Annotated in this window: 17 protein-coding genes; 12 read left to right on the forward strand and 5 right to left on the reverse strand. The window is 64.8% G+C overall.

What is annotated here, in order from left to right; all coding sequences use genetic code 11:
* The first annotated feature begins 8 nt into the window (after nt 1-8).
* From MTR65_RS11960 to MTR65_RS11980, 5 genes are all read left to right on the forward strand, one after another.
* Nucleotides 9-1,583, forward strand: coding sequence for an amidase (locus MTR65_RS11960; protein ID WP_243800432.1), 1,575 nt, complete (start codon nt 9-11; stop codon nt 1,581-1,583).
* A gap of 638 nt (nt 1,584-2,221) precedes the next feature.
* On the forward strand, nt 2,222-2,794 hold the full coding sequence (locus MTR65_RS11965; protein ID WP_243800434.1) for an RNA polymerase sigma factor: 573 nt from the start codon (nt 2,222-2,224) through the stop codon (nt 2,792-2,794).
* Nucleotides 2,752-3,735 (forward strand): FecR family protein, encoded by a 984-nt coding sequence (locus tag MTR65_RS11970; protein ID WP_243800437.1) that lies wholly within the window; start codon nt 2,752-2,754, stop codon nt 3,733-3,735. The genes MTR65_RS11965 and MTR65_RS11970 overlap by 43 nt, the downstream gene beginning before the upstream one ends.
* Before the next feature lie 81 nt (nt 3,736-3,816).
* Nucleotides 3,817-6,309, forward strand: coding sequence for a TonB-dependent receptor (locus MTR65_RS11975; RefSeq protein WP_243800439.1), 2,493 nt, complete (start codon nt 3,817-3,819; stop codon nt 6,307-6,309).
* 83 nt (nt 6,310-6,392) lie between these two features.
* Nucleotides 6,393-7,331: a metallophosphoesterase family protein gene (locus MTR65_RS11980; protein WP_243800442.1), complete on the forward strand. Its 939-nt coding sequence runs from the start codon at nt 6,393-6,395 to the stop codon at nt 7,329-7,331.
* 111 nt (nt 7,332-7,442) lie between these two features.
* Here MTR65_RS11980 and MTR65_RS11985 read toward each other — a convergent pair whose 3' ends face one another.
* Nucleotides 7,443-9,182, reverse strand: a complete 1,740-nt coding sequence (locus MTR65_RS11985) for a TonB-dependent receptor domain-containing protein (protein ID WP_243800445.1) — start codon at nt 9,180-9,182, stop codon at nt 7,443-7,445.
* 377 nt (nt 9,183-9,559) lie between these two features.
* Between MTR65_RS11985 and MTR65_RS11990 the strand changes: the two genes are divergently transcribed.
* The 5 genes from MTR65_RS11990 (at nt 9,560) to MTR65_RS12010 (ending at nt 17,218) form a co-directional block, all read left to right on the forward strand.
* Nucleotides 9,560-10,150, forward strand: coding sequence for a TetR/AcrR family transcriptional regulator (locus tag MTR65_RS11990; protein ID WP_243800447.1), 591 nt, complete (start codon nt 9,560-9,562; stop codon nt 10,148-10,150).
* Between the two features lie 211 nt (nt 10,151-10,361).
* A complete protein-coding gene (locus tag MTR65_RS11995; protein WP_243800450.1) occupies nt 10,362-11,690 on the forward strand; it encodes a cytochrome P450 in 1,329 nt (442 codons plus the stop codon).
* Nucleotides 11,691-12,160: 470 nt separating this feature from the next.
* Nucleotides 12,161-14,965, forward strand: a complete 2,805-nt coding sequence (locus MTR65_RS12000; RefSeq protein WP_243800452.1) for a TonB-dependent receptor domain-containing protein — start codon at nt 12,161-12,163, stop codon at nt 14,963-14,965.
* Between the two features lie 141 nt (nt 14,966-15,106).
* Nucleotides 15,107-16,105: an amidohydrolase family protein gene (locus MTR65_RS12005; protein ID WP_243800454.1), complete on the forward strand. Its 999-nt coding sequence runs from the start codon at nt 15,107-15,109 to the stop codon at nt 16,103-16,105.
* 69 nt (nt 16,106-16,174) lie between these two features.
* Nucleotides 16,175-17,218 (forward strand): MBL fold metallo-hydrolase, encoded by a 1,044-nt coding sequence (locus tag MTR65_RS12010; RefSeq protein WP_243800456.1) that lies wholly within the window; start codon nt 16,175-16,177, stop codon nt 17,216-17,218.
* Between the two features lie 159 nt (nt 17,219-17,377).
* Here MTR65_RS12010 and MTR65_RS12015 read toward each other — a convergent pair whose 3' ends face one another.
* The 4 genes from MTR65_RS12015 to MTR65_RS12030 all read right to left on the reverse strand — a co-directional run bounded on the left by MTR65_RS12015 (nt 17,378) and on the right by MTR65_RS12030 (nt 21,603).
* Nucleotides 17,378-18,412 (reverse strand): cyclase family protein, encoded by a 1,035-nt coding sequence (locus MTR65_RS12015; protein ID WP_243800460.1) that lies wholly within the window; start codon nt 18,410-18,412, stop codon nt 17,378-17,380.
* An 85-nt stretch (nt 18,413-18,497) separates the two neighbouring features.
* Nucleotides 18,498-19,634 carry an MBL fold metallo-hydrolase gene (locus MTR65_RS12020; RefSeq protein ID WP_243800462.1) on the reverse strand — a complete coding sequence of 379 codons (1,137 nt, stop codon included), beginning with the start codon at nt 19,632-19,634 and terminating at the stop codon, nt 18,498-18,500.
* Nucleotides 19,635-19,932: 298 nt separating this feature from the next.
* Nucleotides 19,933-20,664 (reverse strand): IclR family transcriptional regulator, encoded by a 732-nt coding sequence (locus MTR65_RS12025; protein ID WP_243800464.1) that lies wholly within the window; start codon nt 20,662-20,664, stop codon nt 19,933-19,935.
* Nucleotides 20,665-20,928: 264 nt separating this feature from the next.
* Nucleotides 20,929-21,603 carry an RraA family protein gene (locus MTR65_RS12030; protein ID WP_243800467.1) on the reverse strand — a complete coding sequence of 225 codons (675 nt, stop codon included), beginning with the start codon at nt 21,601-21,603 and terminating at the stop codon, nt 20,929-20,931.
* Nucleotides 21,604-22,263: 660 nt separating this feature from the next.
* Here MTR65_RS12030 and MTR65_RS12035 point away from each other — a divergent pair.
* Together MTR65_RS12035 and MTR65_RS12040 are read left to right on the forward strand one after the other, a co-directional pair.
* Entirely contained in the window at nt 22,264-23,247 is a 984-nt protein-coding gene (locus MTR65_RS12035; RefSeq protein ID WP_243800470.1) for a hydroxyacid dehydrogenase, read from the forward strand.
* A 96-nt stretch (nt 23,248-23,343) separates the two neighbouring features.
* Nucleotides 23,344-24,642 (forward strand): MFS transporter, encoded by a 1,299-nt coding sequence (locus MTR65_RS12040; RefSeq protein ID WP_243800472.1) that lies wholly within the window; start codon nt 23,344-23,346, stop codon nt 24,640-24,642.
* Nucleotides 24,643-24,693: the final 51 nt, after the last annotated feature.

The raw sequence follows: 24,693 nt of genomic DNA on the forward strand, positions 1-24,693 counted from the left end.
ACTTCGGCATGACACAAGCAACCACCCCTGCGGGCCTGCGCCGACGCGACGTGCTGACCCGCTCCGCCGCGCTGGCCCCCGCTCTGGGCTCTGCCCTCACCGCCCCGGCCGTGCTGGCCGCTTCCAGGGAGAATGCGCCTGTGAATGACATCCTCGACATGAGCGCGGTCTCGCTCGCCCAGGCCTTGCGAAGCAAGGAACTCTCCGCGCGCGAAGTGATGTCCGCGCATCTCGAACGGGTCGATGCCCTCAACCCCCGATTCAACGCCATCGTTTCGCGGATCGATGGCGATGCCGCGCTGGCCCAGGCCCGCAGGCTGGACGAGGACGCAGCCAAGGGCCGCTTTCACGGACCTCTCCATGGCTTCCCTCACGCGGTCAAGGACACCGCCTCCACCCGCGGCATCGCCAGCACGCAAGGCTCGCCGATCCTGAAGGACAACATCCCCGACGCAGATTCGCTCGTCGTCGCCCGCATGCGCGCGGCCGGAGCGATCTTCGTGGGCAAGAGCAACGTGCCCGAATTCGCACTGGGCTCGCATTCCTACAACCCTGTCTTCGGGATCACGCGCAACGCCTACGATCCGCGCAAGTCGGCCGGGGGCAGCACCGGGGGCGGCTCGGTGGCGCTGGCGCTGCGCATGGTGCCGCTGGCCGATGGCAGCGACTTCGGCGGATCGCTGCGCAACCCGGCCGGATGGAACAACGTGTTCGGCTTCCGCCCGTCCTGGGGCCGGGTTCCCTCGCTCCCCAACACCGACCTGTTCTGGCAGAACTTCGCAACGTCAGGACCGATGGGGCGCCATGTCGAGGACGTGGCGTTGCTGATGTCGGTCCAGTCCGGCCCCGATCCACGCGCCCCCTTTGCGCAGGACGACGACCCGGCCCTCTTCGCGCAGCCGCTCGCGCGCGACTGGAAGGGCGCGCGCATCGGATGGCTGGGCGATCTGGGCGGAGCCCTGCCCATGGAAGCGGGCGTGCTGGAGACCTGCGAGAAGGCGCTGGGTGCCTTCGCATCCCTGGGCATGGAAGTGGGCGAGGCGAGCTTGTCCGAAGACGCCGAGGCGATGTGGCAGACCGCCGTCACGCTGCGCCACTGGTCGGTCGGCGCCGACCTTCAGGGCTTCTACGACGATCCCGAAACGCGCCGCCTGATGAAGCCCGAGGCGATCTGGGAAGTCGAAGGCTACAAGCGCCAGACAGCCCCGCAGCTGGTCGCCGCAAGCGAAGGCCGCACCCGCATCGCCAAGGCGTTCCAGGAGGCTTTCACGCGCCACGATTTCCTGGCGCTCCCGACCGCGCAGGTCTTCCCCTTCGATGTCGACCAGCACTGGCCCCACGAGATCGCCGGACGGCGCATGGATTCCTACCACCGCTGGATGGAAGTCACCTTGCCCGCCACCATGGCCGCCTTGCCGGTTCTCGCCATTCCGGCAGGGTTTGGCGGCGCGGCGAAGCTCCCCATCGGCATCCAGCTGATCGGACCGCGCAACGCCGATCTGGCCGTCCTGCAACTGGGGCACGCCTACGAGAAGGCGAGCGCCTGGATCGCACAGGCCCGCCCGCCGGTGCTGCGCGCCTGACCTCCCTCTGCGGCACGCCCCCCCCCCCCCCACCCCAACGCGCACGTTCCCGACAAGGCTCTCGCCATGAACTTTCTCACAGGCGTCCCCGCGACCTGGCCGATCTCATCCATTCGCCCCCTCTGGCCTTGCTCCTCCTTTCGGGCGCAGGAGGTTTCGATGCCTGTGCGCTCCCGCCTGTCGCCGAGACTTCCCAGAGCGGAGGAGTCGTCGCGTTCGTGAACGGACCTTCGTTCGAAGGCACGGCGCGCCACCCGGTGCTGCGCCGTCGCCACCGGCGCCGCCGCCGCTTTGGGCTTGGTTGTAGACCCAAACCACAGCCGGTAACGGGCCCACCCTCGTAGCCGGCCAACACAGCAACCGCACAGAAGTGATCCGCAGGATCACGCGGCTTTGTTGCATGCTCAGGCGACGGAGCCCGTTCATGGATTGAGGCCGCCAAGTTGGGGAGGGAGAGCGAGGAGCAAACCACCCCGCCTCCGCTACCGTGTAACGAACGGCAAGTCGTACATCGCAGCGCCAAGCTCCACACCGTCGCCGATGCCGACGGACGCCGCCCCATCATCAACGTGCAATCTCGATGTCCCGAAGCTGTCAAAAAGAACACCTAAGCGCCGCCCAGCAAACAGGAGTGCGCCTTGGGCTGGCTACGCGACATCGACCGATGGTTCCTATCCGAAGTGCTGCCCCATGCTGCGGCGTACAGGGCGCGTGCCGCGCATTTTTGCGGCCGGGACGAAGCCGACGACCTCGTCCAGGAGGCCTATGCGCGGGTCCTGGATACGCAGGATTTCCGCGCGATCCAGTCCCCGCGCGGCTTCGTCCTCACGATCGTGCGCAACCTTGCCCTGGAACGGTTGCGCCGGGCGAACGTCGTGCGCATCGATTACCTGGCCTCGCTCGAAGCGCTCGACGTAGCGGACCCGGCGCCCGATGCCTTCATGGTCTCGTCCGGCCGCTCGGAACTGCGCCAGCTTGCTCGCATCATGGAGAGCCTGCCCCCCCAGTGCGGGCGGGTCCTGCACATGCGCAAGATCCAGGGGATGGCGCCCGGACAGATTGCCGAGGCGCTCTCCATTTCGCTTTCCACGGTCGAAAAGCATCTGGCCAAGGGTCTTGCCCTTGTAACGCGGGCACGGCGTGACGATAATGCACGACCGGAGGTAGAGTGCCCGAGAATTCCAGCCCCGACACGACGCGTATCGACTTGATCGAGATCGCGTCAGGATGGCTTGTCGGCCTCGATGCCGGCACCGCGGACGTGCGCGCCTTCGAAGCCTGGCGCGATGCTGACCCACGCCATGCAGCCGCGTTTGCCGAGGTTGCAGGCGCGTGGAGCGACATGGGTGACATGCGCCTTCTTGAAGACGTTCCATCCGCACCACCGTCCGATGCAGGCTCCCCTCAGGAGAGCATGGACGAGGCCGCAGACCATTCGCCCACGATACGCGGCAGCCGCCGTAAGGTTCTTCGCGCCGGGCTCGCCGTCGGCGCGCTTGCGCTTGGCGCCGCAGGCCTGACCTACCGCGCGGCCGCCCGCGAGAGCGCACGTACCGGCGTCGGGGAAAATGCCAGAGTGACGAGCGGCTCGGCAATGACCGTCGATCTCAACACCGACAGCCGCATTTTCTGGAAGGACGGAGACCCGCTCAAGCTCTGGCTGGAACGCGGCGAGATCGCCATTCGTCTCACCGCGGCGCACAGGCTTTCCCTCCTCACCCAGGGCGGAACCTTCCACCTGGTGCCCGGCGTCTACAACGCCCGCATCCGAGAGGCGAGCTGCGAGCTCACCGTCCTTGAAGGGGGCGGGACATTCGGCGCGGACGGTCATGGCCTGCGCACGGGAGAGACTGCGCTTGCCACTGCGGGTAAGGCCAGTGTTCGCGATGATGGAGAGGACCTGGCCCGTGTCACCGCCTGGCGCAGCGGTACGCTGGTCCTGAACGGCGAGAGCCTGGACTATGCCCTCTCGGAGATGAACCGTTACCTCGTGGACAAGATCGTGATCGGCGATCCCGGCCTCTCTCGCCTGCGCGTCGGCGGGACCTTTGCGACCTCGAACCCGGCCGAATTCCTGCAGGCGCTGCGGACCTCCTTTGCCATCCGCACCCGCCGCGACGACACCGGCAGCATCGTTCTCACGCGCAGCTGAACTTTTTTCGAGCGCGAGTGGCGGTTTCCTTCGCGCCATTCATCCCTGCCCCGACAATAGCACTTTGTGGGGTCCAATTTCATGTTCAAGTACCTGACGACGACTGCCATGCTGGCAGCCGTGCTGCCCGCGGCTGCCCATGCGCAGGATACGGCGCGCGCGTTCTCCTTCGATATCGCGGCCTCGGATACGGCGAGCGCGTTGAACACGTTCGCACGGCAGGCCGGGGTGCATCTCTCGTTTCCCTACGACGCGGTGCAAGGTCGCCGCGTTGCGGCCCTGCGCGGTCGTTACACCCGTGACGAGGCGCTTGGCCGCCTGATCGCGGACCAGGGTCTGGTCGTGGCCAGCCAGAGCGCCACGCTGATCGCGCTCAAGGCCGCTTCGACGGCATCCTCGGCTCCGGAAACGCCCATTGCGGCCGCTGCGCAGGAAGAAGAAATCGTCGTCCTGGGCTATGGCCAGTCGCGCCAGGTGCAGACCGTCACCCCCAAGGCCATGAGCAAGAGCACGGCGGGCGCCTCGCCGCTGCGTTCGCTCAATCGCCTGCCCGGCGTGAACTTCGATTCCTCCGATGCCAACGGCACTTATGAGGCCGCCACGCAGATCTCGATCCGCGGCTTCATCACCGACCAGATGGGCTACACGCTCGACGGCGTGCCGCTCGGCAACATGCAGTACCGCAACAACAACGGCCTCTCGATCAACCGCGCCCTTCTCAGCGAGAACAACGGCGGGGCAACGCTTTCGCAGGGCAGCGGTGCGCTGGGAACGGCCTCCACCAGCAACATCGGCGGCACCATCGACTTCACCTCGATCGAGCCGACCTCGGACTTCGGCATCGACCTTGCGCAGAGCTACGGCAGCGAAAATTCCTGGCACAGCTTCGCGCGGGTGAACTCGGGCGAACTGCCCTGGGGTGGGCGCCTGATGGTCGCCTACGCGCACGACAAGCAGGGCAAGTGGCGCGGCTGGGGCAAGCAGGAGCAGGACCAGCTCAACGCCAAGTATGTCCAGCCCTTGGGCGAGAACGTGACCTCGACCACCTTTCTCAACCTGATCGACCGCCGCGAGGACGACTACAACGACCTCTCGCTCGCCAAGATCGACCAGTACGGCTGGCATTTCGACAACGTGCCGACCTTCGCGCTAGCCGAGGACCTCGCCCGCGTGGTCCAGAACGGTGGCACCGTGCCTGCCCCCTACGTCAACGCCGACGATGCCGTCTACAACGGCGGCGGCGTGCGACGTGACCTGCTGGCCTACGAGCGCCTTGATTACGACATCGGCTCGCGCCTGTCGGGCTCGACCATCGGCTACATCCATCTCGACCACGGCATCGGCACCTGGGCCAACCCCTACGACCCCACGCCCGAAGCCTACGGCGGCTCGCCGGTCTCGGTCTCGGCGCTGCGCTACGACGTGAACCGCAAGGGCGTTATCTCGCGCCTTTCGTTCGAGGCGGGCAACCACACCATCGAAGGCGGCGTGTGGTACGAACACAACCGCTTCGAGCAGGCCTCGCACCTCTACGGCCTGGAAGAGGGCGTCACCCCGCCCAATTTCCAGCAGTTCTACTCCGATCCGTTCGTCACCAACTGGCACTACGTGTTCAACACCGATACGCTCCAGCTCGACATCGGCGACACCTGGCAGGCCACCGACAGCCTGCGTCTCAACGCAGGCGTCAAAGGCGTTGTCTCCAAGAGTTCGGCCCGGACGATTACCGCGAACAAGCCGATGGATGGCTCGATCAGGGCGCAGAACTGGTTCCTGCCCACGGTTGGCATGCTCTACGATTTCGATGGCCAGCACGAGATCTTTGCCGACTACACCCGCAACATGGCCGCCTTCGTCGCCTCGGCCTCAAGCGGTCCCTTCTCGAGCAGTTCGCAGGCTGGCTTCGACTACATCCGCGACGACCTGAAGCCCGAGATGACCAACACCTTCGAGGGTGGCTACCGCTTCCACGGGCGTGACGTCCAGTTCTCGCTCACCGGCTACTACGTCAAGTTCACCAATCGCCTGCTGGCCTCCTCGATCAGCGCCACGATCGTAGGCAATCAGAACGTGCTCCAGAACGTGGGTAGCGTGACCTCGCGCGGTGTCGAGGCGGCCGCGAACTGGAAGTTTGCTCCCAACTGGTCGGTCTACGGAAGCTGGGCCTACAACGATGCCAGCTACGACGATGACGTGCAGCCGCTTGGCGGCGACATCGTGCCGACCAAGGGCAAGCAGGTCGTCGCCTCGCCGAAGAATGTCGGCAACATCGACCTCGATTACGACGATGGTCACCTCTGGGGCCAGGTGTCCGCGCACTACCGCAGCGCGCGCTACTACAGCTACCTCAACGATGCGAAGCTGCCCGGCGCGGTCAACGTCAACGCTTCGGCGGGCTATCGCTTTGCCGGCGGCATCGAAGTGCAGGTCAACGTGAACAACCTTTTCGACAAGCGCTACATCGCCTCGACCGGCACCGCAGGCTTCGTCACCTCGGACCCGGGCGGGACCTACACGACGCTGCAGCCCGCCGCGCCGCGCCAGGTCTTCGGCACCGTACGCCTCCACTTCTGATCTCCCCCCAGGAGCTTCGGGGCCGACGCGCGCGCACCGCGGCGTCGGCCTCGTCGTTTTCGTTCCAGCCAGGAGCTTCCGTCATGAACCGCCGCAACCTCTTGCACGCCGCCCTGGGCGCGCCCGCTCTGTCGCTCACCGGCCTACTCACACCTGCCCTTGGCCAAGCGCACGGGCGCGAGGATGCCTTTCGCTTTGCCTTCCTCAGCGACACCCATATCCGGCCCGAAGGGGGCGCGGACCGGGCCTGTGCGATGTGCTTTGAACAGATCTCGGCCAGCGACTGCGACTTTGCGATCCATGGCGGTGATCATATCGAGGACGCGCTTGGCGTGGACCGCGAACGCGCCACGATGCTGATGGACCTCTACCGGCGGACCGAACGCGAGCACCTGCGCAAGACGGTCCACCATGCCATCGGCAACCACGATTGCCTCGGTGTCTTTACCGAGAGCAGCATTTCGCCCGACGCGCCGGACTACGGCAAAGCCTTCTATGCCGCGCACTTTGGCCCGAGGTACTATGCCTTCGACCACAAGGGCGTCCATTTCGTGGTGCTCGATTCGATTGGTCTGACCAACGACCGCAACTACGAAGGTCGTATCGATGAGGACCAGCTCGCCTGGTTGCAGGCCGATCTGGCGCAGCAGCCCCGGGGCCAGCGCATCATCGTGGTCACGCATATCCCGCTGGTGACGGCGCTGGGATGCTACGAACCAATCGCGTGGCTGAACACACCGCACAACTGGACTTTCGTCGTCAATGGCCGCGAGGTCCTGCGCGTCCTGCAGGACTACAACGTAATCGCCGTTCTCCAGGGCCACAGCCATGTCTTCGAGCAGATTACGCTGAACGGCCTGCATTTCATTTCGCCGGGCGCCGTGGCGGGCGCGGACTGGCGAGGCTCGTTCCTCGGCACGCCTGAGGGTTACTGCGAAATTACCATTACCGGAGAGGACGTGCAGGCCGCCTTTCGCACCTATGGCTTCGATGTCCCCGACCGCGAGGATGTGCCCATCTGATAGTGCAGGCGAACGACCTCAGCCTGTCCTTGCCCTGCAGAGGTCAGGCTGAAGCACCTTCCTATCGCGCCGATGTATCCCGCATGGCCAGCATCGCTTCAGGTTCATCGGTCAGGAGCATCGACACGCCCTGACGTTCCAGATGCCCCCACACCTTGTCCGGCGCGCGCAGGGCATCGCGGTCGCATCCGCGCCTGCGGTGTTCGCAAAGTCGAGGTATTTCGGGTCTTGCACGGTAAGCGAACCGGACACCGAGAAGGGGCCCGCCACGTGCAGTGCGCCGTCGGCCTCGATCCCCTTGTTCTCGGCCGTGCCGACGAAGGAGACGGTCTGGTCGCTACGCCCCGTCGTCGGATAGAACGCGGTGAAGCTGGCGTTGAGCGGATCGAACTTGGTGTAGAAGCCGGTGACGTAGAGGTAGGAACGACCAAATCCCGCCTTGATTCCCGCCTCGAAGAGGCGCGCCTTGGTGCTGGCGAGCGAACCGCTGGCGTTGGTCGTCACCGAGGCATTGGCCGGGACTTCAAGCTGCGAGGCGCGGCCGTAGACGCCGAAATTGTCGGTCAGGTCGTAATTCACGCCCACCGTCCAGTTGGTCGCCCGGACCTTGGGACTGGAGGTGACGATGGCGCCGGTAAAGGCCCGGGTGGCATCGTCGGCCAGCGTCGTCGCATCGCCGAGGTCGGCGACCTGTGTGACACGGTAGTAGCCATCGTAACTGTACCATTCGTGGCGCAGGCCCATGTCGATGCGCAAGCGGTCGGTGAGGTCCCAGCTGTCGCTGGCGTAAAGGGCGACCACCTGCCCGTCGTAGTTGCCCCCGTTCAGCGAGGCCGCTTCCTGAAGGGCGCCATTGTTCGTCACGTAGCCCTGCACCGAGCCGCCCGCACCATAGGCCGCAAGGTCAAGCACGTTGGGGTTGCCCGCGACCTGCAGCAGGTAGTTCTGGTAAGCCGCGAACGTCGAGGCCCCATAGAGCGCGCCATAGGCGCCGAGCTTTACGTCGTGACGGCCGATGGATGTGTCGAACGGGCGCGTGACGCTGAGGTCGCCCTGGCCCGAGTAGAACTTCGAGACGATCGAGCGGTACTGGGCCGAGACGACGAGCCCGGAATCTGCATACGGGTCGTAGGTCGTCTGGCCGCCGGTCCCTGCAAGCGCGTAGCCCAGTCCGGTCACGCCGGCGCCAAACGCGCCTTGCGCTGCATCCAGATAGCGGCTTGCAAACGCATTGGCGTCCACCGGGTTCGAGGTCGAGTAGAGCGCGTCGAAGTGGTTCTTGCCTTGCGTGTACCCGGCCTTGGCCGAGACGTGCCATTCGCCGAGATCACCTTCGTAGTCGACGCCGATATTGCCAAAGCGGATGTGGCGTCCGTTCGCGAGGTCACCCGTCTGGACTTGCGTCTGCCCGGCTCCGTCACGGTAGCGAATGTTCACCGCGCGCAACTGATCGGTGTCGAGCGTGCCGGTGAAGTAGTCGAGGTAGCGGTCGAGGCTGCGCGCCGGATCGTTCGGATCCGCCGTCGGGATCGAGAGATAGAAGATGTTGTGGTCGTTGGTGTACTGGCCCGAGACCTTGATCGAACCGTTGTCGAAGTCATGCACGATGTTCGCGCGCACCTGGCCGCCCTTGTCGGCGGGGAAGCCGCTGTCACGGTAGCCTTCGTTCTGGCGCAGGGAACCGCCGATGGCATAGTAGGTGTCTTCACTCAGGGGACCGGACTGGAAAGCGTCGAGGCGGTAGAGGCCGGTAGTGCCCAGCGTCACTTGCGCCTCGCCTTCGGGGGTGGCGCTGCCGGTGCGGGTGATGACGTTCGCGATGGCCGCCGCGATATAATTTCGCTGTGTCAAAAAAATGAAAGCGGATAGCTCTAGCGGCGCATTCGCCATGCCCGCGTATCCTTGCTCCATGACGACGATCTGGCCCGCCCGGAAATTGTCCGTGGCCGGGCAGATGATGGACGCCTTCGCCCTTCTCAGGGAATGGATGCAGCATTCCTCGCAGGGCAGGGGCAAGGCAAGCCAATTCCCGTGCCCCGTACGCCACCCGACACCTCCCATCGTCGACGGCGGATCATCAAACGATTTGCGCGAAAAGCCCCGAAGTGGTCGAACATTCAAAGGTTGTTCAATATGTTTTGCCAAATGCTGTGACATCGGCAGATGTTCGGCATTAGGCTTCACCCAAGGGCGCAGCCTGCGTTCGTAAACGGGAAAAGGCAAAGGGTTTGGCCGAGGAACGACCTGGAGGCAAATTGTCGGCGCGCAGCAAGGTTGACGATCACGACTGGGTTCGTGTTGCCGGTGACGCGCTTGCACGCCGGGGCATCGAGGCGGTTCGCGTCGAACGTCTCGCCAAGCAACTGGGCATCAGCCGAGGCAGCTTCTACTGGCATTTTCCCAGTCGCGACGCCCTGCTGGCGCGTCTTCTCGACGATTGGCGATCGTCCTCGACACTGGCGATCATCGCCCGCCTCGAGACGACCGGTTCGTCACCGCATGTCCGTCTGCGCGCGCTTCTGAGGATTGCGTTCGAGCGCACAGAGGAAGATCGCACCCTGACCACCGAGCTCGCGATCCGGCAATGGGGGCGCACCGATCCAAGGGCGCGCAAGGCGCTGGAAGAGGTCGACAGGCTGCGCCTGGGATACTTTACGAAGTTGTTCGAGGAGATGGATTTCTCCCCCGAAGAAGCACGTATCCGTTCCGCTCTTGCCAACAGTTTCATGCGGGTGGCCCCGTCCTTTCCGGACAGCCGCGGGCTCGAAGACCTGGATGCCGCCCTGGCCTGCCTGACGCGTCCGCTTACGACACCCTAGAGGGCACAGGCCACTTTTCGCTGCACATCCGCCCGATATCCGAGCTCGCACGGCACGCCTTCCCCGCGTGTCGCATGGCGCGGCTCAGCCCCCCCTTTTCCGCATCGCAATTTATCCATTTACATGGTCTGCATTCGAACACATACAGGTCTGTATGTAACGCCGACAAGGGAACGTCGATTCCCACGCGGCAACATGGGAGAGTGCAGACATGGCTGGATCATCAGCTCTGGAGGATGGCGCCGCCGCGCAGTTCGACATCAAGCGCAGCGCAGCGGCCATGGCGGGATGTCCGGTTTCAGGAGCGGCCGCCGAATATACCCCGTTCGACCGACCCTTCATCGATGACCCCTACCCCTTCTTCGCGCGTGTGCAGAAGGAAGAGCCGGTCTTCTACAGCCCCGAAATCGACTACTGGGTGGTAACGCGTTACGAGGATGTGCGCGACATATTCCGCGATCCGGCAACATGGAGCGCCGCGATTACGCTCAGCGCGGTAACCCCGATGTCCCCGCAGGTCCTGCAACGGCTTCGCGAAAGCGGGTTTCGCATGAATCCCGTTCTCACCAATCTCGATCCGCCGCAGCACGCCCGTATCCGCAAACATGCGACCAATGCCTTCAGCACCAAGCGTGTCGCCGCTGCAGAGCCCTGGATACGCCGCCTCGCGGACGATTTCATCGACAGGCTGCTGGCCAAGCCAGTCGATCCGGACGGGCATCGCCACGCCGACATGGTCAGCGAGTTCGCCTACGATCTGCCCGCGCACGTCGGCATGCGTTTTGTCGGCATCCCGGATGATCGCGTGCCCGACGTCAAGGCCTGGACCGCGAACCGCGTGAGCTTGACCTGGGGGCGCTGCACCGAAGAGGAGCAGCTCGACGAAGTCGAAGGTCTCATCGCGATGTGGAAGTTCTGCGAGGACCACGTCGCGGCGATGATGGAGAAGGACGAGGACAGCTTTCTGGGCCATCTCGTTAGCTGCCACCGCGCCAACCCGCAGGACCTGACAATCAACGAGATCGAGAGCATGCTGTTCACGATGATCGTGGCCGGGCACGAAACGACCTCGAACGTGATGGCCAGCGCCTTGCTCACCCTGCTGCAGGACAGGCACCTGTGGGAGCGCCTTGTCGCCGATCCGTCGATCATTCCGCAGGCGGTCGAGGAAATGCTGCGCTACAGACCCTCGGTGATCAGCTGGCGACGGGTGGCAACGCGCGAAACGCAACTGGACGGACACACGATCCCGGAAGGAGCTCGCATCCTTCTCATGATCGCGGCCGCGAACCACGACCCCACCCAATTTCCGGAGCCCGAGAAAGTCGATCTGTGCCGCGCCAACGCGTCCCGACACTTCGCCTTCGGCCACGGTGTCCATCTGTGCGTGGGCGCAGGGCTGGCCCGGCTCGAACTGAAGGTGTTCCTCGAACAACTGGTCGCGCGCATGCCCGGCATGAAACTCGATCCCTCGCAGACATTCGCGTACCCCTCGAGTCTCTCGTTCCGGGGGCCAATCCGGCTCAGCGTGCATTGGTGAGGATCGCCCTCAGGCTTAGGTCCTGACGGCATCACACAGGTAGCAGCGGCTTTGTGCAGGCTCCCCGAGGTGGGCAAATTCTCGATGAAAAGCAGGCACTTGCCCGCTGATTCTGGCTAGCGAAGCGGGTACCTCATTCGGCGCTACGTCGAGACGAGGAACCCGCTTCGACAGGCGCAAAAGGCGATCCCTCTGCGTCCCCGAACCGTAGATCTGCCCTGCCCATCCGCCTTCCTGGCGGGGATATCCAGCGCCATCTCCTTGGGAAGGCATGGAAGTATCGCGCTTCAGACCCAAAGGCCGGGCGCGTGCGGAGCCGCCCCTGTTCCGCTCCACTCCAGCCCCCCATCAAAATATGCAACGACGTTGCATTTTGTCTTGCTGAACGCGCATCCTTGTCCTAATCAGCTCCCACAAAACAGCAAAAGCGTTCCACTTAATGTGGACGATACCAATTGAGGAGGATGTCTATGGATACCCGCAAATTCCCGCGTCTGGGGATTACGCTCCGGCGCGCCATGCTGGGCGCAGCCGCGCTTTCAATCAGTTCCACCGCGTTCGCACAGAGCGGGACCCCGGATGAGACCCTGCCCCAGTCCGTAGGCAACGAACCAGCTGGCGAGGCCATCATCGTGACCGGCTCGCGCATCGCGGCGAGCGGGTTCAGCGCCCCCACCCCGATCACCGCGCTCGATCAGGAGCAGCTCATCGAGGCCGCCCCCTCGACGATGGCGGACGCGCTGCGCACATTGCCAGCCCTCACCAACACCTCGGGCCCCCAGAGCAATTCGGGCACGACCAACGGGGGCCAGAGCTTCCTCAACCTGCGTTCGCTCGGCCGTGAGCGGACGCTGACGCTGCTCGACGGTCGCCGCATGGTGCCCAGCGCCCTGACCGGCAGTGTCGATGCCAACCTGATTCCCTCGGCCCTGATCCAGCGGGTGGACATCGTGACCGGCGGCGCTTCGGCCGCCTATGGTTCGGACGCCGTCGCGGGCGTGGTGAACTTCGTGGTCGACAAGCGCTTCGAAGGGGTCAAGCTCGACGCGCACTACGGCCTCACCGAACACGGCGACAACAAGGAATTCAAGGCCACGGGCGCCTACGGCACGTCCTTCGCCGACGGGCGCGGGCACTTCGAAGTGGCGGGCGAGTACTACGACACCAAGGGCGTGGAGCCGATCGACCGCAAGTGGTCACGCCAGGGCAACACCTTCATCAACGGCCCGGCAGGCGGACCGACCCGCATAATTTCTTCGGACGTTCTCTCGGTGGGCACCGTGGGCGGCATGATCCTCAACGGCAACGGCGGAACCGCAGACGCCAACGCGGCGCTGGGCGGCATCCAGTTCCTGCCCGATGGTTCGATGGCCCCCTACGATTTCGGCAGCTACCGCGCCGGTAGCCAGCAGATCGGCGGCGATGGTGTGAACACCGAGCTTTACCAGGCGCTGGCGCGTCCGATGTCGCGCCTGAACTTCTACGGCCGTACGCAGTACGAACTTGCGCCGGAGGTGACGCTTTTCGCCGAAGGTCTCTTCGGGCGCAGCCGCACGACCTATGCCAACGGCGCCAACCGCCACCAGATCGGCAATCCCCTGACCATCCAGGCCGACAACGCCTTCCTCCCGGACGAGATCCGCGACCAGATGCTGGATACCGGCGTCACCTCGCTGACGTTCCTGCGCCATTCGCGCGACCGCGGGCTGGTGACGACGCGCAACAACGCGACGACCTATCGCATCGTGGCGGGCGCCGAGGGCGACGTGTCGGGATGGCACTGGGAAGCCTACTACCAGCGCGGGCAGAGCAAGCAGGACAACGACATCTTCAACATGGAGAATGTCCCGCGCTTCCTGCAGGCCGTCGACGCGGTGGAGAGCAACGGACAGATCGTGTGCCGTTCTTCTCTCGCAAATCCCGCGAATGGCTGTGTCCCGTTCAATCCGTTCGGCGCAAACGCCCCTTCCGAAGCCGCGCTCGACTATGTCCTGGGCACGAGCCACTCGGTCTCCAAGCTGACGATGGACAACTTCGCCCTGAACGCTTCGGGCACGCTGTTTGAAGGCTGGGCAGGCCCGATCTCGGCCGCCGTCGGTGCGGAGTACCGCAAGGAGCGAGCCAATGTCACCTCGGACATCGATTCGCAGAACTTCGCCTGGATCTTCGGCAACCCGCAGCCCTGGAGCGGCGGCTATTCGGTCAAGGAAGCCTTCCTCGAACTGCAGGCTCCGCTGCTGCGCGACGTGGCGTTCGCACAGGAACTCGACATCAACGGCGCGGTTCGCGTGACCGACTATTCGACCAGTGGCTCGATCGCGTCGTGGAAGGCCGGTTTCAGCTGGGTCCCCTTCGAGGGGCTGCGCATTCGCGGCACCCGCTCGCGCGACATCCGGGCCGCGAACGTGAATGAACTGTTCAGCGCCGGCCGTCAGTTCACGGCTTCGGTGACCGATCCGTTCAACAACAACGTGCTGGTGCGCGGCATTCCCAACATCGCGGGCGGCAACCCCGACCTGCGGCCCGAGATCGCCAACACCCTGACGCTCGGCGCGGTAATTCAGCCGATCCAGGTGCCCGGGCTCTCGATGTCGGTGGACTTCTACAACATCAAGATCCGCAACGCGATTGTGACGATCACGCCGCAGCAGGTGGTCGACCAGTGCTTTGGAGGCAATGACTTTGCCTGCAACCTGACCGAACGCGACGCTGGCGGCAATCTCACCACGATCTTCGGCACCCCGATCAACCTCTCCTCGCAGCAGGCCCGGGGCCTCGACTTCGAGGTCTCCTACCGCACCTCCGTCGGCGATCTCATCGGTCCCGACACCCAGCTTTCGGTGCGCACGCTGGCGAGCTATCTCGACAAGCTGGAGAACGTCGTTCCCGGGTCGCCACCGATTGATCGCGCGGGCGAGGTAGGTCTGAACGGCACCCCGCACTGGGGTGGCAACATGCAGATGCGCCTGAGCAGCGAAACGCTGGGCTTCTTCATGCAGGGCCGCCTGATCGGTGGTGGAGCCTACGACAACACCCGCACTTCGGCGGATCTCAGCCTGACGAAGATCGACCCGATCTTCTATCTGGACACCCAGATCTCCTACAAGCTGCCGGTCCTCGACCGCGGGGTGGAGCTGTTCCTCGACGTGCGCAACCTGCTCGACAAGGATCCGCCGATCGCTCCGGCTGCCGCCAATATCGCGATGGCCACCAATTCGTCGGTCTACGATCTTGTCGGCCGCAACTTCCGCTTCGGCGTGCGGGTCCGTTACTGATCCGCAAAGCTGGCGGCGGTCCGCCGCGCAAGGCCTGCCAAGGCCACGCGCAGCGGACCGCTCCGGCACACCTGCGGCCTGTGAGTCCACTGGGGGCACAGGCCGCCATTCGTCCTTCACCAACGCGCGGGAGACGCCCTCTTGTCCGATCGGTTCGCCCTGCGCGATCTCTCGTGCGAACGGCGCGGCTTTCTTCGCAGCCTGTGCACGGGCGCGTCTCTCGCGGCCCTGGGATCTGGCCCCCTCCTCGCAGGCTGCGCCAAGGATGCCGGGCGCGTTCCCTATTCGTCGGCGCGGCGGGGGCCGCGCTTTGCCGTCCCCGCCGATGCCTGCGACAGCCATATTCACATTCTCGACCCGCGTTTTCCCGCCCGGCCGGGCTGGCCGGGCTCGCCTGTCGGCGAGGCGACGGTCGCCGCCTACCGGCGCTTCCAGGACCGGATCGGCACGCGTCGGACCGTTATCGTCACACCCTCCACGTACGGGACCGACAATCGCGCCACGCTTGATGCCCTGCGCCAGATGGGCGGTCAGGCGCGCGGGGTCGCCGTGATCGACTGCGATGCTGCGCCTGCGCGCGCCGAGCTTGCGGCCATGGCACAGGCCGGCATCTGCGGGCTGCGCGTCAACTTCGTATCCCCGCAGGTCTGGGGCCGCACGGACACGGCCCGTCTGCACGCGACGGCCCGCCTTGCGCAGGAGATGGGCTGGCACATCCAGATCTTCGCGCGGGCCAGCCAGATCGCCGCGATGGAACAGCACCTTGCCGCGCTCCCCGTACCCCTGGTGATCGACCATCTGGGCTTTGTCACTCCGCAAGAGCCAGGGGCGCCCGAAGGCCATGGTGCCGTCCTGCGTTTGCTGGGTAACGGGCGGACCTGGGTGAAGCTCTCCGGGGCCTATATCGCCAGCGGCGAAGGTGCACCCGCCTATGCGGATCTCGCCCCGATAGCCCAAGCCTTTGTCGCCCTGGCACCCGACCGGCTCGTGTGGGGTTCGGACTGGCCCCATCGCGGCCACGAGAACGATCTGCCCGACGATGCCCGCCTGCTCGACCTGCTGGATGGCTGGGCGGGCGATGCACGCACGCGCGATGCCATTCTCGTCGGCAATCCGGCGCAGCTCTACGGTTTCAGCTGACCGTCTCCAGCCATTTTCCGACAGAGGCAGGAGGCGCGAGGCCACGGCAACAGGAGGAAGGCTCAGGACATGAGGTTGGAAAACAGGATGGCGCCGCGCACGCCCCGCGCGGCGAGGCGGCTCGCGGGCTCGCTGCTTGCGCTCGCACTAGCGCTTGCGGGATCGAGCGAAGGCAGCGCTGAGGCGGTTCAGGAGACGCCCCGCACCCTGCCCGAGACCGTGCGTGCGCGGCTTGCCGAGGTCGATGCGATCGCTGGCACGGATCCCCTCCTCAGGGCCTTGCGCAACTACCACTGCTACTATGTCGATCCCGTCGCGGCGCCGTTTCGCCCCTCGGTGATGGACGAGACCGACTTTCTGTACGGGACGCCGGTTCTCGATGACGTCTATTACCTGGGCTATCTCAACCTCGCGGTCTATGCGATCCGGACGTCCGAAGGGCTGGTGCTGGTCGATGGCGGAGGCACGGCCGCGCAGGGGCAGAGGATCCTCGACTGGATGGCCTCGGCAGGCTTTGCGCCCTCGGACCTGCGCTGGATCATCCTGACCCACGAACACGCCGACCACATCGCCGGAGCCCAGGTCCTTCGCGCCGCAACCGGCGCGCGCATCGCGGTGAGTGCAGCCATGCTGACGAATGGGCAGATGCCCGATGGCCTGGGCACGCCCGATCTCGCGGTGAGCGCGCGCCAGGAGCTTCAGGTCGGAACGCGCCAGTTGGTCCTTCTCCCGACGCCAGGGCACACACCGGGCACGCTGTCGCTCTTTGCCCCGGTCCATGCCGAGGGCCAGGCGCACATGGCCGCATTCTGGGGCGGCAAGGGGATGCGGCCCTCGCCCGAGAATCTGCGCACGATGCTGGCATCGCTGGACGCCTTCCGGGCCGAAGCCGAGCGGCTGGGCGCGGACGTTCCCCTCAACACCCATGGCTGGGGCGACGCGACGATCTCGCGGCTTGTCGATTCCATTCTCGCGCCCGGCCTGCCCAACCGCTTCGTGCTTTCGCCCGCCCGCAACGCGGCAAACCTGGAAATGCTGCGATTGTGCACCGAGGCCTATCTCGACAAGGTCGTGGCCGAACAGAACGCCGGGGCCCCGCCCCGCGAATCCTGACGTCAGGTTCGCCCTAAAAGGGATGGCGGGACCCGAAGCGCCGCCTGCCAATCGGCAGGGGAAACTTCGGGTCCCGCCATCAGGGTGGGTTCAGGGGAAAGATCTTGCCTCAGGCCATCCGGGTCAGGCCAACAGGGGGTGGCCACCTGCTCGGGGCATTCAGAATGTGGCGATAGGATTGACGGTCGCACCGGTTCCCGCCTTCACGCGGATCGGGGCCACCGTGAACAGGAACGTGGTGCGCTTCAGGCGCTCGGCGGTCTGTGCCAGCGCGTCGAGATCGGCGTTGTCGAGCAGCGGCATGCCGAGCGTGACCAGCGCGAAGTTGTGCGCGGGCAAGTAATCGTCGGGGTTGGTGATCTGGGAACTTGCGGGGATCGGAACGACGCTCAAGGCGGATTCACTGCCGAGCATGGCAATGTTGCGATCATGCATCCAGGGAATGACCGAGGCGTCGAGCCCGGCCGCCGACTTTGCGATGTCCCACTTCCCCTTTGCGCGCTCGCGCGCCCAGCGTCCGGTCCGCACGAACACCGCGTCCCCGGAGCGGATGGTGACCCCGCTGCGCTTCTCCCAGGCCTCGAGATCGGCGACCGTTACCGGCGTGCCCGGTTCCAGCCATTCCACGCCCTTGAGCGCAGGGATGTCGATCAGAACCCCGCGGGTAAAGACACCGTCCGCAAAGGCCGCGATGTCTCCCCGCGCAAGGCCGCTGTCCATCTTCACGTTCTCGAGCGCGGAGAAGCCGTTGTACATCTTCCCGTCGTGGAAGTGGTGGCCGAAGGCATCGAAATGCGTCTCGGTGTAGCCATGCGCAACGATGGAAAGCCTGTCGGTCGCGCCGGTCATGCGCGCGGGCGGGCCGGACAGCATGCGCTGGACAACCGCAGCGCGCGGTTCGGGGCCTTGCGCATCGGGGGCGACATGAACCGGCACGATCTCGCGCTCCAGCGAGACGGAAATGCCCTCGCGCACCTCGCGCGCGGCCGCCACGCGCACTTCTGGGGTGATGAGATTGAGCGTGCCCTTCTCGTCCTCAGCCCCCCACCGGCCCCAGTTGGAGAGCGTCTCCTTCCAGGTGTCCAGCTGCTCTTGCGAGACGGGAGGGGCGCTGGCCGGCGCGGAGGCCGCAGCCGAAAGGGCGCTTGTGCTCGCAAGGGCGACGACGAGGGCTGTACCCAGGATGGTGCGCATGGCGGTAATTCCTTCAGGACTTCGCGCGCGGAGATTGCTGTTCCGGCGCGCGCGGCAGGTGGATCGGACGGGGAAGCCCTGGTGACTACTTGGCTGGCGCGGGATGCGTCTGGTCCCAGACCATCTGGTCGATATCGGCGCTGAGGCACGCGCGGAACAGGGCATCGTAGCGGATCACGCCCTCGCGACCCACTACATAGGGATTGGGCTCCCCGGCCTTGCGCTCCGCCAGCTGCGCGATCCGCGTCAGCCCATCATCGCCCACCGTGTGGTTGGACAGGATCACGTCGGCTTGCATGCGGTCGGTCTCTTCGGAGAAATGCTGCAGCCCCTCGAGAAACTGCACGTAGTCCTCCATCTTGCGCGGCTTGCCCTGCCCTCCGAACAGCGCGGCAACATGGGGCGTGCCCTTGTCGCTCACCGGAAAGACGAACGAGAGCGTGCCTGCGGTGTGTCCGGGGGTGAGATAGGCAGTCACCGTGCGCCCGCCCAGCGTGATCTGCTCCCCATCGGAAATGTCGAAATCGCCTTCGCCGCGCGGCGGCATGCGGCCGTAGATCGAATCGCCGTCCCAGTCCGCCGTGCTGGCGCCGATGCGCGCGCCCGAGATCGACTTCAGGTACGGTGCCCCGCCGAAGTGATCGAGATGGTTGTGGCTCACGATGATGATGCGGATGCGCCTGGGGTCGAGGCCCACCTGCTCCATGTGCCGCACGATGATGTTGCGCGCGTCTTCCTCGTTGGTCAGCGCGTCGAGCAGGATGATGCCCTCGTCGGTGTCGATGGCCCAGATGTTGTTGGCATCATCGCCGATCGAATAGACCCCGTCGAACACTTCCATCGGCTGCGGGACAGGCGCCTTGATCGAGGTTCCCCCGCGCGGGTACTTGCAGCGGTAGGCAAGCGTGACCGGCCACATCCCGTTGCTCGCCTGTGCGGCCAGCGCGGCGTAGGCCTTGGCACCCGGCGCGGTGTAGAGCGCGCTCTGCGCCATGTCCTCGACCGTATGGATTTCCGGTCGTCCGCCATTGGGGGTGTCGGCCTTGGAGCTGTCGACCTTGCCCTGGCGGGAAGGCGGGATCACACGATCGGAAAGCGCCCGCTCCTGCGCGGCCAGAGGCAGCGGAGAGATCGATCCCAATGTGGTCCCGGCAAGGGCGGCCAGCCCGAATGCTCTCCAAAGCCGACGTGCGGGCCGCACCGGCGCTGAAAACCTGATCACGATTATTCCACTCCCATTTTCGTGCGAAGGCACCATCGGTTAAACGAAATATCGTTCCGACTTTTTCGAACCTATCGCGCTGAAACAGATGTCAGACAGAGCGGAATATGTCAAATTTGCAATGGCGTTTTATTTTAATGACCAAGCGCCAACGCAAACCCCACCCTTCTTGGCAGTGGCCTCCGCGCGGGACCTTGTTTGAACAGGCCGGACGGGAGGGGCACCAGGCGCAGGACCATTCGCAATGGTCAGGCCTGCCCAGAAGCGATAGCGCCCCGATCTCGCCGCGAAGGAGGCGTTATGCGCCCGCGTTCTTGACGGACTGCAGGAACGCCTGTTCTCCACCTAGCTGGCGGCTCAACTCCTGCGCGGCGGACAGCATTTCCGAGGCAAGGCTTTCCGCCCGCGCCGCATCGAAGCGGTTGCAGGGCCCTGCCAGGACAAGCGCGCCAAGCAAGGAACCGCCGCTCTGAAACACCGGCACGGCAAGCGAGGCGGCATAGGGGTCCGAAGCGCCGGTCGTGTAGATCGGCAGCGCGGGTGTGCGGTGGTCGGCACCGGTGTCCGCGAAGGTGCGCAACACGATGGCCGACGATGCCTGATCCATGGCGCGGATCTCACCAGGTTGCTTGTGCACGCCAAGCTGATGGGGCGAATTCACCCTGTACTGGCAGAGGCGGTAGCTTCCGTGCCGGATGTAGATCGAAGCCGTCTCCCCCGATATGTCGACGAGAGACTGCAGGATGGGCATGACGTAATGCTCAACATGCATGGATTCGTTGTAGATGAGATTGAGGCGCGCGATCTCGGGGCCGAGGCGGTAATCGCCGGCGACATCCTTCACGAGGTAGCTGTGGTCGATGAGCGAGGCCGACAGCCGCAGGGCCGTGCTCTTTACAAGCCCCGTGCGCTTCGCGATCTCGGCCAGGGAAAGGGCATCGTCGCCACGCTGGAAGCAGGAAAGGATAGTGAGGAAACGGTCCGCGCTTGCACGCCCCGGAGCCTGCTTGGTGTCGCTGTCAGCATTCATACTCAGGATGTAGGGCCGGTCGCGAACAATGTATAGACCGTACGCGGCAGTACAGGTTCGCGTGGTGGATGAATGCGCCCATGGAGCACGGGCAAGGTGGAATGGGGGACGGCAGGCAAATCCACGCAGGACTTGAAGCCTTGCTCGAACCCCAGATCCAGAGCGTGTCCCACCACACGCAGCAACCCTGCGCAGCGATGGGAGCAGGGGCGCACACGCGCCCGGCCATGGCGCAAGGCTTGGCCGGGCGCCTGTGCGCGGGCCTCAGACGCCTTCGCAGCCGAGGCGCTTGAGTGTTTCATCCACCCAGGCGCGCGGGTTTTCACCGCGCGCGATCTTTTCCAGTTGCGCGGTCTCAGCGGCATGCTTGGCGCTGGCCTTGGTGTAGATGTCTTCGGCATCGTCCATCGCGACGCAGATCAGTCCGTCATCGTCGCCCAGCAGCAGGTCACCGGGATTGATGACCATGCCGTCGATCGCGATCGGCACGTTCACTTCGCCAGGGCCATCCTTGTAGGGGCCGCGATGGGTCACACCTGCCGCAAAGACCGGGAAGGAGCTTGCCCGGATCGCGGCAGCATCGCGGATCGCGCCCCAGATGACGATGCCGGCAATGCCGCGCGATTCGGCGTGGGCGGTCATCATCTCACCGATGAGGGCGTTGGTCAGGTGCCCCGCACCGTCGACCACGACGACGTCGCCTGGCTGCGCGATGTCGAGCGCCTTGTGCAGCATGAGGTTGTCGCCCGGGCGCGCCTTGACCGTGACGGCCGGGCCCGCAAGGACACCGCCGGCATGCATCGGACGCAAACTCGCCCCGCCTGCAAAGATGCGCCCCATCGCATCGCTGACATTGGCGACGGGGAGCTGCGAGAAACGCTGCACCACATCGGCAGGGACGCGGCGCTCAACGGGTAGGACTCGAAAGCCGATGCTCATGATGTACTCCTTGGATCAGGTCGGAAAGGGAGGCGGCAAGGCCTTGTCGAAAGGCGAAGACCGCTGAAGTTCTGGAAGGTGCCCTGTGCGGCACCCGGAACAGGATCGGGTTCAGGGTTCGATGGGATCTGCCTGAGGCCAGGCGCGGATCCTGGAGGGGATAACTTTGACATATTGGAACGCCAGTGCAGCATAATTGCACTGCCAGGTGATTTGGACAGGTTGACGGCGGGCGAAGTTGACCATCTGCACCCTCACGCGTCAATGGCGGGCACGGGCCGACTACACCGATCCAGCGCGCCCCTCGCCGCGTTGCGGCCATGGCCCGCCCCCGCAGTCCGGCAATGCGCCGAAACATGGCCACACTCCCTAATTTTTCAGTTATTCCAGACAAGGTTCGGGCGGATCGATTGCCGCGTAAGGGCGCGAGGGAGGCCGTGCCCGACATCTCGAACGCACGCCTGCCTGGCGGCCAATCCTCTACCCATTTCATCGCATTATCCCTGGATTCAGCGCTTGCGCAGATCGCCTTTGACTGTAGCGCCCACAGGCCTATTTGCAACATCATTATGAAACGCCGTTGCGTTTTAATGTTTGCGCGCTATGGTCCCCCCAACAACGCGGTTCGGCCGCAGGAATTTTTGAGGATCGAGGATCATCATGCCACAGCACGCCACCCTCATTATCGGCGGGGAAATTGCGCCGAATGCGGCAGCCTATGCAGTGGAGAGGCGAATCGCGCTGGCGCTGTGCAAGCCCTATCCCAGCGAAGACGAACTCGTTGAAGCCGCGAATGCGATTGCCGCAGAAGCGCTCCTGCTGCGCATGGGCTCGATCTCACGTTCGGCCATCGAGCGGATACCGACCCTCAAGGTCATCGCAAAGCACGGGGTTGGCTATGACAGCATCGATACGGTGGCGGCCGCCGAAAACGGCGTGATCGTCGTGGTTGCAGGCGGCGCCAATTCGTTATCCGTGGCCGAGCATGCGCTTGCCCTGCTGCTGAGCGTCGCGCGGTCCACGGCCTGGCTCGATCGCCGCGTGCGCGAGGGGCATTGGGACAAGTCCCGCCACGCAGGCATCGAAATCTCGGGCCGATCGATCGGCTTGATCGGACTGGGCGCGATCGGTCGGGAGTTCCTGCGCCTGCTTGCCCCCTTTGACATGACCGCGCGGATCTACGACCCCTATCTGCTACCGGATCAGGTCCCCGAGGGTGCCCAGCGCGTCGCTTCCATTCCCGAACTCCTGCGGCAAAGCGACATTGTCAGCCTGCACTGCCCCCTGACGGACGAGAACCGGCAATTCCTCGATGCCGATGCCTTCGCGATGATGAAGCGCGAGGCCATCCTCATCAACACCGCACGCGGAGGGCTTGTCGACCAGAGCGCACTGCTGGAGGCCCTGAAGACCGGAGCGATCTTCGGTGCAGGCCTCGACACCTTCGCGCAGGAGCCGACCACGGCCACGGACCCGCTCTGGGAGCTGCCCAACCTTGTGGTGACGCCGCATGTCGGTGCGAACACGCAGGAAGCACGCACGCGGGTCGGGATGAGCTGCATCGCACAGATCGCGGATTTCCTCGAGGAGGGCATCATAGCCCCCCGCAATCACGTGAACGCGGTTGCCATGAACATGCCCTAATCGGCAAAGCAAAACCGGAAGCGCCGAGGTCATCGGCCTCGCGACTTCGAGAATGAGAGCGCCTGCAGGCGCCACATAATCAAGATGGAGAGATGCATGGGTTCCGAGGGCGCAATCGAAGCGCAAGTGATGCGCAAGGTAATGTGGCGGCTGCTGCCGTTCCTGATGCTGTGTTACCTCATGGCGTTCATAGATCGAACGAATGTGGGCATGGCATCCTTGCAGATGAATGCGGACATCGGACTTAGCAGCACGGTCTTTGGCTTTGGTGCAAGTCTGTTCTTCGTGGCCTACTTCCTGATGGAGGTCCCCAGCAACCTGATGCTGCAGAAGGTCGGGGCACGGTACTGGATTGCCCGGATCATGATTTCCTGGGGACTGGTGTCCACCGCGATGTCGCTGGTCTGGAACGCGGAATCGTTCTACGTCATGCGCTTCGCGCTGGGTATTGCCGAAGCCGGTTTCTTCCCCGGCATCATCCTCTATCTGACTTACTGGATGCCGCCGGGCTATCGCGGCCGTACGCTGGCCCTCTTCGCGTTCGCCATTCCGGTGTCCAGCTTCATCGGTTCACCACTCTCCGGCCTGCTTCTGGCAATGGATGGCATTGCAGGTCTGCGCGGCTGGCAGTGGCTGTTCATTCTGGAGGGCTTGCCCACCGTCATGCTGGGCGTGGCCTGCCTCAAGATGCTGACCGACCGGCCGGACGACGCCTCCTGGCTCGACGACGAAGAGAAAGCCTGGCTCAATTCGGCTCTCGCGGCGACGGGTTCGAGCAAGCCGCTGGTTCATGGCTCGGCCTGGCGTCTGGCCGTGACGCCGGCATTCTGGGCCATGGTGATCGCCTGTTCGGGCGCCTCTGCGGCCGGTAGCATGCTGAGCGTGTGGCAGCCGCAGCTCCTGAAATCCTTTGGCCTGACGGATCTGCAGACCGGCCTCGTCAATTCGATCCCTTACGGCATCGCCTCGGTTGCGATGATCCTGTGGGGGCGCAACTCGGACCGCACCAACGAACGGCGCTGGCACACCGCCCTGCCGCTCATGCTCATTACACTCGGGGCGGTTGGCACGTTCGTCGTGACAGGGCTCGTCCCGACAGTGATGCTGCTCACATTCGTGCTGGTCGGGGCCTACTGCTTCAAGGGACCGTTCTGGAGCATGGCATCGACCTGGCTTTCGGGCAGCACCGCGGCCGCGGGCATTGCGGCCATCAATGCGACGTCCAACCTCATCGGCGGGGGCCTGATGGTCAATGCCTACGGCTTCATCCACGAGGCAACGGGAAGTTATATGCTTGCCCTGATGCCGTTGGCAGGCCTGACCCTGATGAGCGCCGCCGCTGTCATCTATGTCGGCCGGACCGCCAAAAAGCAGCCGGTGCCCCTGCGCGTCTGAGACATCGCACAGCCTCGACGGAAGATCGCCTGGAACCTGGGCGCCTTCCGG

Source organism: Novosphingobium mangrovi, assembly GCF_022818885.1.
GTDB lineage: Bacteria > Pseudomonadota > Alphaproteobacteria > Sphingomonadales > Sphingomonadaceae > Novosphingobium > Novosphingobium mangrovi.